The 15,910-nt window shown below is 62.7% G+C and carries 15 protein-coding genes; 10 read left to right on the plus strand and 5 right to left on the minus strand.

Going from position 1 to position 15,910, the window contains the following annotated elements; translation table 11 throughout:
• The first annotated feature begins 135 nt into the window (after positions 1-135).
• Complete coding sequence (locus ACTHN9_RS26070) at positions 136-1,059, plus strand: histone deacetylase family protein (protein WP_440539704.1); 924 nt, start codon at positions 136-138, stop codon at positions 1,057-1,059.
• An 82-nt stretch (positions 1,060-1,141) separates the two neighbouring features.
• Positions 1,142-1,966, plus strand: a complete 825-nt coding sequence (locus tag ACTHN9_RS26075) for an enoyl-CoA hydratase (RefSeq protein WP_440539705.1) — start codon at positions 1,142-1,144, stop codon at positions 1,964-1,966.
• 38 nt (positions 1,967-2,004) lie between these two features.
• Here the strand turns inward: ACTHN9_RS26075 and ACTHN9_RS26080 are convergent, their stop codons facing one another.
• Positions 2,005-2,856, minus strand: a complete 852-nt coding sequence (locus tag ACTHN9_RS26080) for a lysophospholipase (protein WP_440539764.1) — start codon at positions 2,854-2,856, stop codon at positions 2,005-2,007.
• Between the two features lie 323 nt (positions 2,857-3,179).
• Between ACTHN9_RS26080 and ACTHN9_RS26085 the strand changes: the two genes are divergently transcribed.
• The 4 genes from ACTHN9_RS26085 to ACTHN9_RS26100 all read left to right on the plus strand — a co-directional run bounded on the left by ACTHN9_RS26085 (position 3,180) and on the right by ACTHN9_RS26100 (position 6,837).
• Positions 3,180-4,214, plus strand: a complete 1,035-nt coding sequence (locus ACTHN9_RS26085; protein WP_440539706.1) for a methionine ABC transporter ATP-binding protein — start codon at positions 3,180-3,182, stop codon at positions 4,212-4,214.
• Positions 4,204-4,857, plus strand: a complete 654-nt coding sequence (locus ACTHN9_RS26090) for a methionine ABC transporter permease (protein WP_440539707.1) — start codon at positions 4,204-4,206, stop codon at positions 4,855-4,857. Before ACTHN9_RS26085 ends, ACTHN9_RS26090 begins: the two co-directional genes overlap by 11 nt.
• 279 nt (positions 4,858-5,136) lie before the next feature.
• The gene (locus ACTHN9_RS26095; RefSeq protein ID WP_440539708.1) at positions 5,137-5,886 is read left to right on the plus strand and encodes an electron transfer flavoprotein subunit beta/FixA family protein; all 750 of its coding nucleotides are present in this window, start codon (positions 5,137-5,139) and stop codon (positions 5,884-5,886) included.
• 15 nt (positions 5,887-5,901) lie between these two features.
• Positions 5,902-6,837 (plus strand): electron transfer flavoprotein subunit alpha/FixB family protein, encoded by a 936-nt coding sequence (locus ACTHN9_RS26100; protein ID WP_440539709.1) that lies wholly within the window; start codon positions 5,902-5,904, stop codon positions 6,835-6,837.
• Positions 6,838-7,098: 261 nt separating this feature from the next.
• On the opposite strand, the gene ACTHN9_RS26105 is transcribed toward ACTHN9_RS26100, so the two are convergent.
• The gene (locus tag ACTHN9_RS26105) at positions 7,099-8,082 is read right to left on the minus strand and encodes a proline dehydrogenase family protein (RefSeq protein ID WP_440539710.1); all 984 of its coding nucleotides are present in this window, start codon (positions 8,080-8,082) and stop codon (positions 7,099-7,101) included.
• 303 nt (positions 8,083-8,385) lie between these two features.
• Positions 8,386-8,823, minus strand: a complete 438-nt coding sequence (locus tag ACTHN9_RS26110; RefSeq protein ID WP_440539711.1) for an N-acetyltransferase family protein — start codon at positions 8,821-8,823, stop codon at positions 8,386-8,388.
• Between the two features lie 355 nt (positions 8,824-9,178).
• Between ACTHN9_RS26110 and ACTHN9_RS26115 the strand changes: the two genes are divergently transcribed.
• A complete protein-coding gene (locus ACTHN9_RS26115) occupies positions 9,179-10,024 on the plus strand; it encodes a GNAT family N-acetyltransferase (RefSeq protein WP_440539712.1) in 846 nt (281 codons plus the stop codon).
• Positions 10,025-10,326: 302 nt separating this feature from the next.
• Here ACTHN9_RS26115 and ACTHN9_RS26120 read toward each other — a convergent pair whose 3' ends face one another.
• Positions 10,327-11,613: a D-amino acid dehydrogenase gene (locus ACTHN9_RS26120; protein WP_440539713.1), complete on the minus strand. Its 1,287-nt coding sequence runs from the start codon at positions 11,611-11,613 to the stop codon at positions 10,327-10,329.
• A 100-nt stretch (positions 11,614-11,713) separates the two neighbouring features.
• Here ACTHN9_RS26120 and ACTHN9_RS26125 point away from each other — a divergent pair, with 100 nt between their 5' ends.
• Entirely contained in the window at positions 11,714-12,202 is a 489-nt protein-coding gene (locus ACTHN9_RS26125) for an Lrp/AsnC ligand binding domain-containing protein (RefSeq protein ID WP_440539714.1), read from the plus strand.
• Between the two features lie 61 nt (positions 12,203-12,263).
• On the opposite strand, the gene ACTHN9_RS26130 is transcribed toward ACTHN9_RS26125, so the two are convergent.
• Complete coding sequence (locus tag ACTHN9_RS26130) at positions 12,264-12,632, minus strand: nuclear transport factor 2 family protein (RefSeq protein WP_440539715.1); 369 nt, start codon at positions 12,630-12,632, stop codon at positions 12,264-12,266.
• Between the two features lie 333 nt (positions 12,633-12,965).
• Between ACTHN9_RS26130 and ACTHN9_RS26135 the strand changes: the two genes are divergently transcribed.
• Both ACTHN9_RS26135 and ACTHN9_RS26140 read left to right on the plus strand, forming a co-directional pair.
• The gene (locus ACTHN9_RS26135; protein ID WP_440539716.1) at positions 12,966-14,669 is read left to right on the plus strand and encodes a ShlB/FhaC/HecB family hemolysin secretion/activation protein; all 1,704 of its coding nucleotides are present in this window, start codon (positions 12,966-12,968) and stop codon (positions 14,667-14,669) included.
• Complete coding sequence (locus ACTHN9_RS26140) at positions 14,597-15,628, plus strand: hypothetical protein (RefSeq protein ID WP_440539717.1); 1,032 nt, start codon at positions 14,597-14,599, stop codon at positions 15,626-15,628. Before ACTHN9_RS26135 ends, ACTHN9_RS26140 begins: the two co-directional genes overlap by 73 nt.
• Positions 15,629-15,910 lie beyond the last annotated feature (282 nt).

Consider the following 15,910-nt stretch of genomic DNA (forward strand, 5'->3'; position numbering starts at 1 on the left):
AAGGGGCGCCGGCGGCTGGGCAGGAGCAAACGCGCGGGCCGCGTGTGGTAACGTAGTCCGATCTTGGCCCGACCGATGGCCGAGGCCGACGAAGCCACTTTGGAGACAGGCCGCGCCCGCGGCGAACGAACGACCATGGCAACCGCTTTGTACTCACACCCCGATTGCTTGTTGCACGAGATGGGGCCGGGGCACCCGGAATGCCCGGAGCGTCTTGCAGCGATCGAGGATCAGTTGATCGCGAGCCGCATCGGCGAATTGATCGAGCGCGAGAGCGCACCGCTCGCCGACATCGCCGATATTGCGCGCGTTCACACGCGGGCGCACATCGATTTCGTCGAACGCAGTGCGCCCCGCGAAGGCTACACGTGGCTCGATCCCGATACGGCGATGAACCTGCATACGTGGCAAGCGGCATTGCGCGCGGCCGGCGCGGCAGTGGCGGCGACCGACGCGGTGATCGACGGCCGCTACGACAGTGCGTTTTGCAGCGTCCGTCCGCCGGGGCACCACGCGGAGCCGGCGCGTGCGATGGGCTTTTGCTTCTTCAACAACGTGGCGATCGCGGCGCGCCATGCGCTCGAAGTGCGCGGCCTCGCGCGCGTCGCCATCGTCGATTTCGACGTGCACCATGGCAACGGGACCGAGGCCGCTTTCGCCGGCGACGAGCGCGTGCTCATGTGCAGCTTCTTTCAGCATCCGTTCTATCCGTTCAGCGGCGCGGACAATCAGGCACCGAACATGGTCAACTTGCCGATGCCGGCGCGCACGCCGGGTTCGTCCGTGCGCGAATCGATCGATATGCTCTGGCTGCCGCGGCTGGAGGCGTTCAAGCCGGAGATGATCTTCGTCTCGGCGGGATTCGACGCGCATCGCGAGGACGATCTGGGCAACATGGGGCTCGTTGAAAACGACTACACATGGATCACGGAACAGATTCGACGCGTCGCCGATCGTCATGCGAGCGGACGGATCGTCAGCTGCCTCGAAGGCGGCTACAACTTATCGGCGCTCGGACGCAGCGTCGTCGCGCACGTGCGTGCATTGGCCGGCATTTGACGCACCGACGCAGCCGGCCGCATCTCGGCAGTCGGTACGGAATTCGACGGCCGCCTTTCATCGCTTCGAGGGTCAGCTCATCATGAATCCTTCCGCATCGTCTTCCCCCTCCGGCGGTTCGCCCGCTTCCGATTGGGTGCGCGTGGAGTATGCCGCTTATGGATTGCCCGGCGTCGTTCGCGTGACGCTCAATCGTCCCGACGCCTTCAACGCGTTATCCGAGCAGCTCATCGACGAACTGCAGGCGACGCTCGCGGCGATCGCTCGATCGGACGAGCGCGTCGTGGTGCTCGCGGCGGAAGGGCGCGCCTACTGCGCGGGTCATGACTTGAAGGAGCTGCGCGCGACGCCTTCGCCCGAGTTCTATCAAAAGCTGTTCGCGCGCTGCTCCGCGCTCATGATGACGATTCAGCGGATGCCGCAGCCCGTCATCGCCCGTGTGCAGGGCATCGCGACTGCAGCCGGTTGCCAACTCGTCGCGATGTGCGATCTCGCTGTGGCTGCCGATACGGCGCGATTCGCCACGTCGGGCATTCACTACGGCTTGTTCTGTTCGACGCCGGCCGTGCCGCTCTCGCGCAACGTTCCGCGCAAGGCGGCGTTCGAGATGCTTGTGACCGGCGATTTCATCGATGCGGCCAAGGCGCGCGAACTCGGCCTCATCAATCACATGACTCCGCTCGATGCGCTCGACACCGATGTCGCGGCGCTCGCCAAGCGCATCTGCGACAAGCCGCCCGCCGCCGTGCGGCTGGGCAAGTCGCTCTTCTATCGGCAGTTGGAGGCGGGCATCGAAGCGGCGTATCAGATGGCGGACCAGGCGATCGCTTGCAATGCGGCCGATCCCGTCGCGCAGGAAGGCATGCAGGCGTTCGTCGAAAAACGCAAACCGAACTGGAACGCTTGACGCGCCGCCTCTACGCGGGCTTTCTCCTACCTGGGTCGTCAGGCATGCGCGAGGATCCACTGCGTCAAAGCGTCGATGACGCTATCGCGGTCGAGGTCGTTCATGGTTTCGTGATAGGCGCCCTCGTAGAGCGTGAGCGTGCAATCGGGCGAGCCGACGTGGGTGGCGAATGCACGGCTGCCCGCGGGTTCGGTCAGTTTGTCGGCCGTCCCGTGATAGACCAGGACCGGCAGGCGCAACGACGCCCGCCCGCGTTCGATACGTTCCATGGCGGCGAGAATCTCAGCGCCCGTGCGCGCGGGGACGGCGCCATGATGCACGAGCGGATCGGTGCGGTTCGCTTCGACCGCGAGCGGGTCGCGCGAGAGTAGCGCGGCCTCGATCTTCATGGCCTTATAGCGCGGCCATAGGCGGCTCACGGCGCGGCTCGCGGCGAGCATCCAACGCGGGACATCCTTGCCGGGCGCTAGCGCGGGACTCGACAGAATGAGGCCCGAGACGGGGTGGGTTCGATCGGCGAAAGCCGCGAGCCGCTCGATCGCGAAGCAGGTCGCGATGGTGCCGCCCATGCTATGGCCCATCAGTAATAGCGGTGTCCCGGGGCGCGCGGCGGCGTCGAGCAAGGCTTGGGCATCATCCAAATAGGCGTCGAAGGACGCGACCCAGGTGCGTTCGCCCGGCGATCGGCCATGCCCGCGCAAATCGATCGCGACAAGCTCGATGCCCGCGGCCGCGAGCCGTTCGGCGAGTGCCGCGTAGCGGCCCGCATGCTCGGCTAGCCCATGCAGCAGCGCGACCGTGGCTCGCACCGGCTCGGCAGCAGGCCAGCGGTACAGTGCGAGTTCGAGGCCGTCGATCGTTCGGACCGAGCCGGTCGGGACGGGCTGCATGCCGCTGCGGCTGTTCGTCGCGGCTGCGCGCGCACTGTGTGGCGGCGGACTCGTCGTCGACATCGCTTGTCTCCCTCTTCGTTGTCTGCGTCGTTTGCGCTGGATCATAGCCGCTGGCGCGAGCCGCCACGACCGGTCGCCGACGACGTGCGCCTCTAATAGCCAGAAGTCATTAAGGCGTGGCGATTAATTATTAAACCGCATTTGTGCGACGCGATAAAATCGGACTTTCGCCATTTTTCCTCTCGTTGCAGTCACGGCGACCGTTCGGGCGGCGCATGCTCGCGTCCCCGGTTGACGCCTGCGCCGTTTTTTTTTTTTTCATGATCGAACTTCGTCATCTCTCGCAGCGCTTCGCTGGCCCTAACGGCTGGGTCGACGCGCTGCACGACATCACTCTCACGATTTCCGCAGGCCAGATTTTCGGCATCATCGGCCGCAGCGGCGCGGGCAAGAGCACGCTCGTGCGCACGATCAATCTGCTTTCCCGGCCAAGCGCGGGCGAAGTCATCGTAGACGGCAAGGCGCTCAATACGCTCTCGGCGCCGCAACTGCGCGAGGCGCGGCGCGAAATCGGGATGGTCTTTCAGCATTTCAATCTGCTCAGTTCGCGCACGGTGTTCGACAATGTCGCGCTGCCGCTCGAACTGGCGGGCATGAAGCGCGCGCAGATCGAAGCGACGGTTTTGCCGCTACTCGAATTGGTCGGCCTGACGGCGCTCAAAGATCGCTATCCCTCGCGCATCAGCGGAGGGCAGAAACAGCGTGTCGGGATTGCTCGCGCGTTGGCGAGCCGGCCCAAGGTGCTGTTGTCGGACGAGGCCACCTCCGCGCTCGATCCCGAAACGACGCGTTCGATCCTCGAATTGCTCAAGCGCATCAATCGCGAACTCGGTTTGACGATCGTGCTCATCACGCACCAGATGGAAGTGATCAAGGACGTGTGCGATCGCGTTGCCGTGCTCGATGCGGGGCGCGTGGTGGAGGAGGGCAATGTCGTCGACGTTTTCTTAAAGCCTCGCCACGCCGTGACACGCGCGTTGCTCGGCGACGTCATCGCGCACGAGCTGCCGAGCGCCGTCAAGGCGCGGGTCGCGGCGCACATCGAGGCGGGCGAGGGCCAGCTACTGCGGCTCGCTTTCGCCGGTGGCGGCGTGGAGCGCCCGATTTTGTCCGAGACGATCCGTCGCTACGAACTCGACTTCAATATCCTTCACGGTCAGGTGGACGAGATTCAGGGGCGTGCGTTCGGCTCGCTCGCCGTGCTGGCCGACGGCGAGCCGGAGCAATTGAGTGCCGCCCTTCATTTCTTGCGCGAGCAAGGCGTCGTTGTCGAGGAGCTCTCGCATGTTCAGTGAAATGTCCTCGATGTTCGTTCAGTCGTTTTGGGAAACGCTGGTGATGGTGGGCATCTCGGGGGTGGTAGGCGCGCTCGCGGGCTTGCCGCTCGGCGTGCTGCTGTTCCTGACCGATCGCGGCGGGGTACTGCAAAGCGTCGCGGCGAACCGCGTGATGGGACTGACCGTCAATGCCGTCCGTTCGACGCCGTTCATTATTTTGCTCGTGGCCGTGATTCCGCTCACGCGCGTGATCGTCGGTACCTCGATCGGGACGGCTGCCGCCGTCGTGCCTTTGACGATCGCCTGCGCGCCGTTTTTCGCGCGGCTCGTCGAGACGGCGCTGCGGGAAGTCGATCGCGGGCTGATCGAAACGGCCGAAGCGCTCGGCGCGACCACGCGCCAAATCGTTTTCAAGGTCTTGCTGCCCGAAGCGTTGCCGGGCATCGTCGCCGGCCTCACGATCACGTTCGTGTCGCTCGTGGGCTACTCGGCGATGGCCGGCGCGATCGGCGGCGGCGGGTTGGGCGATCTCGGGATTCGCTACGGCTATCAGCGGTTCTTGCCGGAAGTGATGGTGGCCGTCGTCGTGATCCTCATCGTCTTCGTGCAGCTTGTCCAGTCGTTCGGCGATTGGCTCGTGCGGCGGTTGAGCCATCGGTGAACGGGGCGAGCGTAGAGGTTAAGGGCGTTAGCGGTGCTGGAGGCGTTAGAGGCGTTGGTCGAAACCCGGGCTTGGCGCCCGGGCCGCTTCATCATTAAAATAAAACGATCGTTCGTTATTCTAAGGCGCGTCGCCTCGGGGAGATGAGGCATCCGGGCCGCACGGCTGCGGCAATTTGCCCATTGGGGCTTTGCCGAACCGTCGGCGAGTGCGGCCGCAGCATGCGCTGTCGCTATAATGGCCGCTGGGTTGACGTATTCGTAACTTTGGAGCGTGTGCATGAAAATTTTGGTGCCTGTCAAGCGCGTGGTCGACTACAACGTCAAGCTCCGGGTGAAGTCGGACGGCACGGGCGTCGATATTGCGAATGTGAAGATGTCGATGAACCCGTTCGACGAAATCGCCGTGGAAGAGGCGGTTCGTCTGAAGGAAGCGGGCGTGGCCACGGAAGTGGTGGCGGTGTCGGCGGGCGTGGCGCAGTGCCAGGAAACGCTGCGCACGGCGCTGGCGATCGGTGCCGATCGCGCGATCCTGATCGAATCGAACGAAGATCTCCAGCCGTTGGCCGTGGCGAAGCTGCTCAAAGCGCTCGTCGACAAGGAACAGCCGCAGCTCGTGATTTTGGGCAAGCAAGCGATCGACGACGACTCGAACCAGACGGGCCAGATGCTGGCCGCGCTGGCGAACCTGCCGCAAGCGACGTTCGCCTCGAAGGTGACGATCGCCGACGGCAAGGCCACGGTGGCGCGCGAAGTCGACGGCGGTGCCGAGACGCTGACGTTGAGCCTGCCGGCCGTGGTGACGACGGACTTGCGCCTGAACGAGCCGCGCTACGTGACGCTGCCCAACATCATGAAGGCGAAGAAGAAGCCGCTCGAAACGATCAAGCCGGAAGACCTCGGCGTGGACGTCGCTCCCCGTTTGAAGACGCTGAAGGTGGCCGAGCCGCCGAAGCGCAGTGCCGGCGTGATGGTGCCGGACGTTCAGACGCTGGTCGAGAAGTTGAAGACCGAAGCCAAGGTGCTGTAAGAGGGAGCGAGACAAATGACGATTCTGGTTATTGCCGAACACGACAACGCGTCGATCAAGGGCGCGACGCTGAACACCGTTGCTGCCGCACAGAAGATCGGCGGCGATGTGCATGTGCTGGTCGCGGGCCACAACGCGCAAGGCGCGGCCGACGCGGCGGCGAAGATTGCCGGCGTGGCGAAGGTGCTGCTGGCCGATGCGCCGCAACTGGCCGAAGGCCTGGCGGAAAACGTCGAAGCGACGGTGCTGAACATCGCGAAGGACTACTCGCACATCGTGGCGCCGGCGACGGCCTACGGCAAGAACGTGGCGCCGCGCGTGGCCGCGAAGCTGGACGTGGCGCAGATCAGCGAAATCACGGCGGTTGTGTCGGCCGATACGTTCGAGCGACCGATCTATGCGGGCAACGCGATTGCCACGGTGCAATCGGGCGATGCGATCAAGGTGATCACGGTGCGTGCGACGGGCTTCGACGCGGTCGCAGCCGAAGGCGGTAGCGCAGCGGTCGAGAAGATCGAAGCGGCGGCCGATCGTGGCGTGTCGCAGTTCGTGAACCGCGAAGTGACGAAGCTGGACCGTCCGGAGCTGACGAGCGCGAACATCATTGTGTCGGGCGGCCGAGGCCTCGGCAGCGGCGAGAACTACACGAAAGTGTTGGAGCCGTTGGCGGACAAGCTTGGTGCGGCGCTGGGCGCCTCGCGCGCAGCCGTGGACGCGGGCTATGTGCCGAACGATTACCAAGTGGGCCAGACGGGCAAGATCGTCGCGCCGCAGCTTTATGTGGCGGTCGGCATCTCGGGCGCGATTCAACACTTGGCCGGGATGAAGGATTCGAAGGTGATCGTCGCGATCAACAAGGATCCCGAAGCGCCGATTTTCAGCGTGGCGGATTATGGTCTGGTGGGCGATTTGTTTACGGTTGTGCCGGAACTCGTGAACGCTTTGGGCTGAGCGGGTAGCGCCGCCGCGGGGCGTGCGGCGTGATGTGTGCGGACGAAGGGGCGGATGCGCCCCTTCGTCGTTTCCGCGGCGTTTGTTCGATTGAGCGTTGGTGCGATGTCGCGGATCGAGTGGTTGGGGTTTCGGCGCCGATTGTTGGTTGTTGCGGGGCCGAAGACGACGCGGAGCGGTCAGTCGGCCGTCTCGGAAGCTGCCGTTCAAACCGGAACCACCCATCTGGTCGGTCCCGATCCACGGTGCGTGCTGTGACGGCTAGCGAGTCCGATCGCGACGTATCATCGCCGACAGGATATATCCGGCAATTCGTGGGTTCTCCTTGATTCGCCGGGTGCTGTAGCCGTACCAGTCATGACCATATGGCACGTAGACGCGCACGTTAAATCCTTGCGCAAGCAAAGCATCACGCAGCGGTTCGCAAACCCCCAGCAACATCTGGAACTCAAATCGTGACCTATCGACCTGCTCGCGTTGCAGCCAGTTGGTTAGCGAATTGATCAATTGTGCATCGTGGGTTGCGATGCCCACGAACGATCCCGCCTGAATCGCGCTCGAAACGTGCCGAACAAAGTGCGCGTTGATCGCTGTCCGATCTCTCGATGCACCGGCGACGAGATGTTCATTTGCCTCTGCATAAATTCCCTTGCAAATGCGCATGCGGCTCTTGCGAGCCTTTAGCGGAACGATGTCATCGTTCGTACGCGTCAAATACGCTTGCAGTGCGATTCCGATTGGATATGCGTCGGCTTCGAGCTTCAAGAACGCGTCGAGTGTTTTCTGGGTGCAACTGATGTCCTCCATGTCGATGCACCCGCTGATTCCCTGCGCTGCCGCCGCTCGTAGGATCAACGCGACGCGCGCCATGCATGCGTTTTCGTCGAGATGCAACCCCAGGGCGGTCAGTTTTATCGACAGCTCGGCGGGCTCGTTTTGCAGGCCAAGCGCTTGAATGAGATCGAGATAGTCGCGAGTCATCGACTCTGCCTGATCTGACGTCGACGCAGTCTCGCCCAACACATCGACGGTCGTTCGGAAGCCTGCTGCATGGAGCGCGTGGATGCGCACGCGGGCATCGGAAAGCGTTTCGCCAGCGATATAGCGGCGCGAAATCTTACGGATCAGCGAACGGGGGACGAGCGGGATGGCGTGAGCCGCCATCGTATTGAAAATACGCATATAGTGGTCTCGTGAAAGTGCGATCGCACGAATCTGGACGCGATAAGTCGATTCGAGCGACATCCCCGGACTGCTATTGACAACAGGTCCGGGACGAATGCCAAGGCGGATGCAACACTGCATCGACACAGGCTTTCAGTGCGTTTTCGAGGGAGGCCAGGCAGCTGCGTACATTATTTGAGTGGGGTCTGTTGCAGTTCGCTACGGGGTGGTCAATGCCTGTTTTCGTTTGCCATTCAGACATCGCGAATCGTAGCACGAGCGAACGAACGGCGGTCACGGACCGATGCGCGATGCGTGGAGGTTGCGGTTGTCAACAATTGACGCGCTCCTGCCGGATGTCTCATATTGGCCGCCGACCGCCGTCTATCCGCGTCTCATCTGCAACGACGTGTCAGTCGCGTTTATCACGCGAAACCCGAAGCGATGGTAAAGGTTTATCGCCGGATTCCCTTTTAAAACGCTCAGCTTGACAGGTACATCGGCGACGTCTGCCAGCCGTAGAAATTCACGGACCAGATGCGTCCCGATGCCGCGCCCCTGATACGTGGGCAAAATCTGAATTTGCACGATGGCCCACTCATTCATGTCCCGAAGGGATTTGAAAAGTCCGATTTCTTCGGACCCGCAGCAAACTATGCAAGAGTCGTTGTAGCGATACCGAACACGGTCCCAGTGAGTACGCTCGTCGGTGGGCTCGCCAGCGCGTTTTAGGTGCTCGTCCATCGTCACTGCACGCAAATCGAACAGAAACGGCTCATCGGCAGGCGTCACCGCACGGAGCGTGATTCCAAGATTCTTCATTCCAACTCTCGATCGTGGCCTCGGTACCGCTACCGATTGTTGACGATCCCCTGCAGCTTGTCGACGGTCCGGTTGTGGCCGGCAACTGCCTGATACGCTCGAAGGCGACCGGTTGCAGCCGGTCCCGTTCGGACATTCGAGGGCGGCTACCCGCGCTCGGGATTATCATGCCTCGATCAGCAGCAACGGCTCGAGAGTATGTGAAATCCGGGAAATCGTTTTCGTCCGGCAGCCCTGGCTTGGCTCATGATTGCACGGTCTGTTCCGTCATTTGGCTGGCCGCCGCCGGCACTTCCCCGATGCATTTGCCGTCACGCGAGGCAGCAATCTTGAGCGCCGCAACAGGGGGCGAACCATGGATCAAAGCGGAGACTTCATCGTGCGCACGATGTCGGCCGGTGAGGTGGCCATGTCGGTCGAATGGGCGGCTGCGGAAGGATGGAACCCCGGCTGGCATGACCCGCACTGTTTCAGAGAAGCCGACCCGGCCGGCTTCTTCGTCGGCGTTTGGCGCGGCGAACCGGTTGCGTGCCTCGCCGCCGTCGCCTACGACGAGTGCTTTGGCTTCATCGGTCTCTACATCGTGAAACCCGAGTTTCGCGGCAGAGGCTTCGGTATGCATATCTGGCAGCACGGCATGCGCTACCTTGGAGACCGCAACGTCGGTCTCGATGGTGTCGTTGCCCAGCAAGCGAACTACCGGAAGTCCGGATTCCGGCTTGCGTACCGGAACATCCGCTATCAGGGGCGCGTGGACGGCATCGGCTGCGCGCATGTGGTGGCGGCGACCGACGTGCCGTTCGAGCAGTTGCTTGCCTACGATCGGCGGTGTTTTCCCGCAGCGCGCGAGCGTTTCGTGTCCGCCTGGATCGCGCAGCCGGATGCGGTTGCGCTCGCCACTGTCGACGCTGGCCGTGTCGCCGGATACGGTGTCGTGCGCCGCTGCAGGGCAGGCTGCAAAATCGGCCCGCTCTTCGCCGACGACGCCGGCGTCGCCACTGGATTGTTTCGCGCGCTGGCGGCCCGCATGCCCGGCGAGATCATGGTGCTTGACGTGCCTGAAACGAATCCCGCGGCTGTCGCGCTGGCCGAACGGCACGGTATGACGAGCGTCTTCGAAACCGCGCGGATGTACACGAAGGACGCACCCGCGATTGAGATCGATCGCGTATTTGGGGTGACGTCGTTTGAGCTGGGGTGATCGTCGCGAACGAAGCTGGCAAACCGGACCCCGTGGCGCGTCCGGTCCTGGCCGACTGCTGCCGAGCAGGGCAACATGGTCCTGCTGCCGGGCGGGGCGGACGCCCTTCCGGCAGTCGACGCTACAAGTTTCCCGATCCTGGCCCGATGTCGACGATCGGCGCCTTTGCATATACAAAGATCCACCGGTTGGACCGGAGGAAGCGGATCAACCAAAAGGCGTCCGCCTATCCAAAAAACAAACGGCGCCCGGTTAGGGCGCCGCTCGTCTCACTTCCGGCTACTGAGGGTATGCGCGAGCCGTTACGCGTAAGCAGGTTGCCCGGTGCTGCCGAGGTCGCCGAGATAACGATGAACCGAGAGATCGTCCGATTGGATTGCCGGACGACGGCCCGAAATCAGATCGGCGAGCAATTGCCCCGACCCGCACGACATCGTCCAGCCGAGCGTGCCGTGCCCCGTGTTCAAGAAGAGATTCGACACCGGCGTGCGGCCGACAACAGGCGTGCCGTCCGGCGTCATCGGACGCAGCCCCGTCCAGAACGACGCTTGGCGCGTATCGCCCCCGCCCGGGAACAGATCGTTGACGCACATTTCGAGCGTCTGGCGGCGCGCCTGACGCAGCTTCTTGTCGAAGCCCACGATCTCCGCCATCCCGCCGACGCGAATCCGATCGTCGAAGCGCGTGATCGCGATCTTGTAGGTCTCGTCCAGCACCGTCGACACCGGCGCCTTCGCCGCATCGACGATCGGCGCCGTGATCGAGTAGCCCTTGAGCGGGTAGACGGGGATCTTCACGATGCCCGACAGCAATTGCGTGGAGTACGAGCCGAGCGCGACGACAAACGCATCGGCACGCAACGTTTCAGTGCCGCACCGCACGCCGGCGATGCGGCCGCCCGCCATTTCGAGGGCGTCGATCGACGTATTGAAGCGGAACTTCACACCGAGCGACTGCGCGAGCGCAGCCAAACGCGTGGTGAACAACTGGCAGTCGCCCGTTTCGTCGCCAGGCAACCGCAGGCCGCCTGTGAGCTTGTGCGAAACAGCGGCGAGCGCCGGCTCGGCACGCGCGAGTTCGGTGGGGCTCAAGAGCTCATGCGCCACGTTGGCGTCCTTCAGCACGGCGATGTCTTTTTGTGCGCCGTCGAGCTGCTGCTGCGTGCGAAACACTTGCAGCGTGCCGCCCGTACGGCCTTCGTATTGGATACCGGTATCGGCGCGCAACGCCTGCAAACAGTCGCGACTGTATTCGGCGAGGCGCACCATCCGGCCTTTATTGACGGCATAGCGCTCGGCGGTGCAGTTTTGCAGCATCTGCCACATCCAGCGCAATTGGAACTGCGTGCCGTCCAGACGGATTGCGAGAGGCGCGTGCTTCTGGAACATCCACTTCACTGCTTTGATCGGTACGCCGGGAGCGGCCCACGGCGATGCATATCCGGGCGAAATCTGCCCGGCGTTCGCGAAGCTCGTATCGAGCGCCGGGCCGGCTTCACGATCGACCACCGTCACTTCGTGGCCCGCGCGCGCCAGATAATACGCGCTAGTCACCCCGACGACGCCACTGCCCAAAACGACGACTCGCATAGTTGCTCCCACATACCGATCTAACCAGTTTATGGCGCTATACTATTGCGACAAAAGCAGTTTTTGTTCCTGTAGTTTTTGGATTTTTGGGTGAAAATCGATGAGAACGGAACGTCAGCCGATCCGCAAGCTCGACAAGCTCGACCGCAACATCCTCAAAATACTGCAGGAAGACGGGCGCATCGCCATGAAGGATCTGGCCGAGCGCGTCGGGCTGACCGTCACCCCCTGCATCGAGCGCGTGAAGCGCATGGAGCGCGACCGGGTCATCACGGGCTACTACGCGCGCGTCGATCCGGCGCAACTCGGCGCGGCACTGCTCGTGTTCGTCGAGATCACGCTCGGCAACAAGTCGGGCAACATGTTCGACCAGTTTCGGCGCGAAGTGCAGAAGATCCCCGAAGTGCTCGAATGCCATCTGGTCTCGGGCGAATTCGACTACCTCATCAAGGCGCGGATCGGCGAGATGGCCGATTACCGCAAGCTGCTCGGCGACATCCTTCTCCAACTCCCCGGTGCCGTGCAGTCCAAAAGCTACGTCGTCATGGAGGAAATCAAAGAGACGCTTAAGATCGCGGTAGGCGATTGACGGCGCAGCGGCTGCTCGCTTCGCAGCCGCTTCGCCATTCTTCTCGCGTCTTCGTGCGGGTTCACGCTGCCTGCGGCGCGGCGTCCAAGAACCCGGTCACGCTTTTGAATCGCCCCGCGGCATCCACGACGCCGAAATCGGAGCCTTTCACGATCGCGTCGCCGCTCGGCGCGACGAGGTGCCAAGAAAAGCGCACGTAATTGCCGAAACCGTCGACGTCGGTACTGAGCCGGAATTTATGCCCCGGAAAGCGCTCGTGCACGGCGCCGATCATCGCGTCGATGCCTTCGTGTCCTTCGCCGGCGAGCAGTGGGTCGACGTAGGAGGCATCGTCGGCCCAGGTGCGCGCGATCAAATCGCGTCGGCGCGGGGCATCCGTTTCGTTCCAGGCGGCGAAATAGCGGTCCACTAGGTCGAGGTGGGCAGTCATGTCTTTCTCCAAAACGCGGGGGTTAGGGTGACGGCATAAGCCGGGGCGGCGGGCGGGCTCGTGTGCTCGGTTCGTTGCATGCGGGCTGCTCGTCGCTTGGACTGAAGCATCGGATATCGGACGACGCGCGTCGATTACGCGGGAGGTAATGGATGCGCGTTTGTCGAGCGGCTGGTTCCGTCGGCTCGCAGCGTTGTTTCCCTCCGTCTGAATTTTTGCGGCCACTGCGAAGAATCGAAAGCGCCGACTGTAGATTCGCGTTTTTCGGTAAGAGGCGGGTGGCTGCGTGCGCTTGATGTCAGGCAATGGAAACGGCGCGAGAGGTCGACGCCGATGAGGACGCGAAAAGTGGCGGCCGGGTGGGCGTCGGCATGGCTGAGCGTGTCCGCGTTGGCGCAAGGGGGGCCGTCTTCCGACAACGCACCGGGCGCGCAAATTCAGCGGTTGCAGCAACAGCAACTCGAGGCGACAAAGGAGCTGAATCCCCGGCCGACCATACTCTCGCCGGCTGGCGATTCGGCACCCGCCGTCGGCCTTGCGCGTCTTCCCGTCGACAATCCCTGTTTCACAATCGAACGGCTCGTTCTCGACGACAGCACCTTCGGTTGGCTCGGGCGCTTCCTGCAACCGGTTGTCGGTCAGTGCGTCGGCAAGACTGCGCTCAAGCGAGTCCAGGACGCCGCCAATAACGCGTTGATCGAGCGCGGCTACTTGACCTCGCGTGTCCTGGTTCCGAGCCAGTCTTTGCAGTCTGGAACGTTGCTATTGGCGGTCGTGCCAGGGCGCTTGGGCCACATCCGAAGCGAGGGTGCGACGATCGGTTGGTCGCGCACGGCGCTGCCCACCGCGCCGGGTAAGCTGCTGAACCAGCGAGATATCGACCAAGCGCTCGAAAACCTGCGTCGCTTGCGCTCACAGTCGGATGCGACCTTCGACATTGCCCCGGGTGCCGGCCAAGGCGAATCCGACCTCGTGTTGCATCCCGGCGTAGGCAAGCGCTGGCATGTGGTGTTGGGCGTCGACAATGCCGGCTTGAACTCGACCGGTAAGACGGGGCTGTCGGGATCGCTGACCTACGATTCGCCTCTGCATCTATACGACCAACTGCAAATTGCAGGCGCGACAAACGCGAATTTCGGTGCGGCGGGCGAGGGAACCCAGTCCGTCGCGGCGAACTACAGCGTACCGATCGGTTATGCGATGGCTTCCTTGGGCGCGAGCCGATCGCGCTATGAGCAAACGGTTCCGGCGTTCGAAGGGCCTCTCCAATATAGCGGTGTGCAATCCCAGCTTCAGGCGGGGCTGTCCGGCGTGATTTTCCGGAACGCGAGCGCGCGCACGGAAGTACACGGCGACCTCCATCACCGAATCAACCGCAACACCTTCGACGGTGTCGACCTGCCGGCCCAAACTCGCGATGTCATGGGGTACGAGCTGGGGATATCGCACCGGCAGTACATCGGCAACGTCGTGTTGAACGCAGCGATTGCGTGGCGAGCCTCGCTTCCCGGTTTGTCGAGCAACCCGGGCATGGTGCTCGATGCATCGGATTTCGATGGCAAGACTGCAATCGCAGTCGCGAATCTCGGTGCGCAGTTTCCCTTCAAGATCGGCAATCAGTCGTTTTCCTATCAGTTCGACTGGAACACGCAGAACGCGCGTACGCCGCTGGCGCCCGCCGACTTTTTCACGATCGGCACGCGCTATTCGGTACGGGGCTTCAATCAGCAGGTCACGCTCGCAGCCGAGAGCGGGTGGGCGATTTCCAACGAATTGGATTGGTATCTGCCGACAGCGATCGGCACCCAATCCCTCTATGGCGGTGTCGATCTGGGGCGAGTCAGAGGTCGTGCGGCCGAGTTCTTGACCGGTCAGACCTTGGCGGGCGCCGTGCTCGGTGCAAGGGGACACATTGCGCCTAAGTCTGCCTTGGGCACCGCTTTGATTTACGACCTATCGGTGGGATGGCCGTTGTCGAGGCCAGCGGGGATCAGCGGTTCGCCGACGTTTCTATTTCAAATCAGCACGCTCTTCTAGGGCTTCGGATTTTAGGCAAGCGGCGCGGATTTCCGCGTCATTTTCAACGGTCAGCAACTTTGCATGAGGGAAATCGGAGTATGAAAAACGGAATCGGGCAGTGCAGTGATAAGAAGACGTTGGTAGGGAGTGTGGCGATATTTGCCGCATTGAGCTTGAGTGCTTGCGGGGGCGACGGCAAAGGCGGCGCGGGTCAGCCTGATGCCGTGGCGAACGCGGCGATCAATGGCGGACCGCCCGCGGCGATTAAGGTCGAGGGGCAGTCGATTGCGCTTTCGAATGACATCAAGACGATTAAAGTCGTCACGCCGCCGGTGACGTGGTCACCTGATGGCTCGGTTCCGCAAGGCACGGTTCGTTTCGGCTCGCGGAGTGCGCCTGCATTTGCGTCGAAATCGCAGGCCCCGGGGGCCTATACCACGCTGCCTTGGGGCAATGAGGCACTGAGCTTGTCGGCTGGGACAGTGACCGACATTGCGGGTAATGGCCAGTTCGCGATTGGCCGGTGGACGGCGGGCAGCGATTCGGCCGGGCAAACGTTCAACGCACAACAAGGCCGAGTTTGGGCGGTCGGTGCACCGGTCGAAATGACACTTGCGCGGACAGCGATGACCTGCAAGCTGGTCGCTGCGACGCGTCCGACAGCGAGCGACGGCAATACCGTGCCCGGCTTGCTGAAGGGCGCGACGGCTGTGGTAGCGGGCGCTTTGAATGGGCGAGGTGTCGCAGAAAATAGCGTGGATCTGTCGCTGCAATATTCGATCGGCAACGATCTCGACCAGACGTTCGTGCAAGCCGTGACGTTGGGTGGGATGTCTACGTCCCGCAGCACTCGGTCGTCGATTTACACGACCTTCTTAGGCCCCGACGCCTCCAAACCCTACCTCGTCGTCTCCTACGGCGTGCATTCACCGACGGTGGGGCTGATCAACGGTCTCGCGGTATTGAACTGCTCGTAGTTGCTTAGTCCGTAAGCGGAGCCGGCGATCTGTCGTTTTGTCGTCGCCGCTCCGCTCAACTTATCGCTTCGCGACCGTCACGAAACGAATCATGAATACCGGGATTTATCGATTGGTGTTTAACGCTGAGCACGGCATCTTGGTGCCAGCCGGCGAATATGCATCGGCGCGGCGGTGCGGGAGGCGTTCGCATCGGCCGAGTGCGGTTGGGAAACTGTCGAACGGTCATGCCAGCCCGCCATGGTTCGCCGCTCGAGCGAGTGCATTCGCGGTCCTGTGCGC

Source organism: Trinickia sp. (assembly GCF_051953405.1).
In the GTDB taxonomy this organism is placed as follows: domain Bacteria; phylum Pseudomonadota; class Gammaproteobacteria; order Burkholderiales; family Burkholderiaceae; genus Trinickia.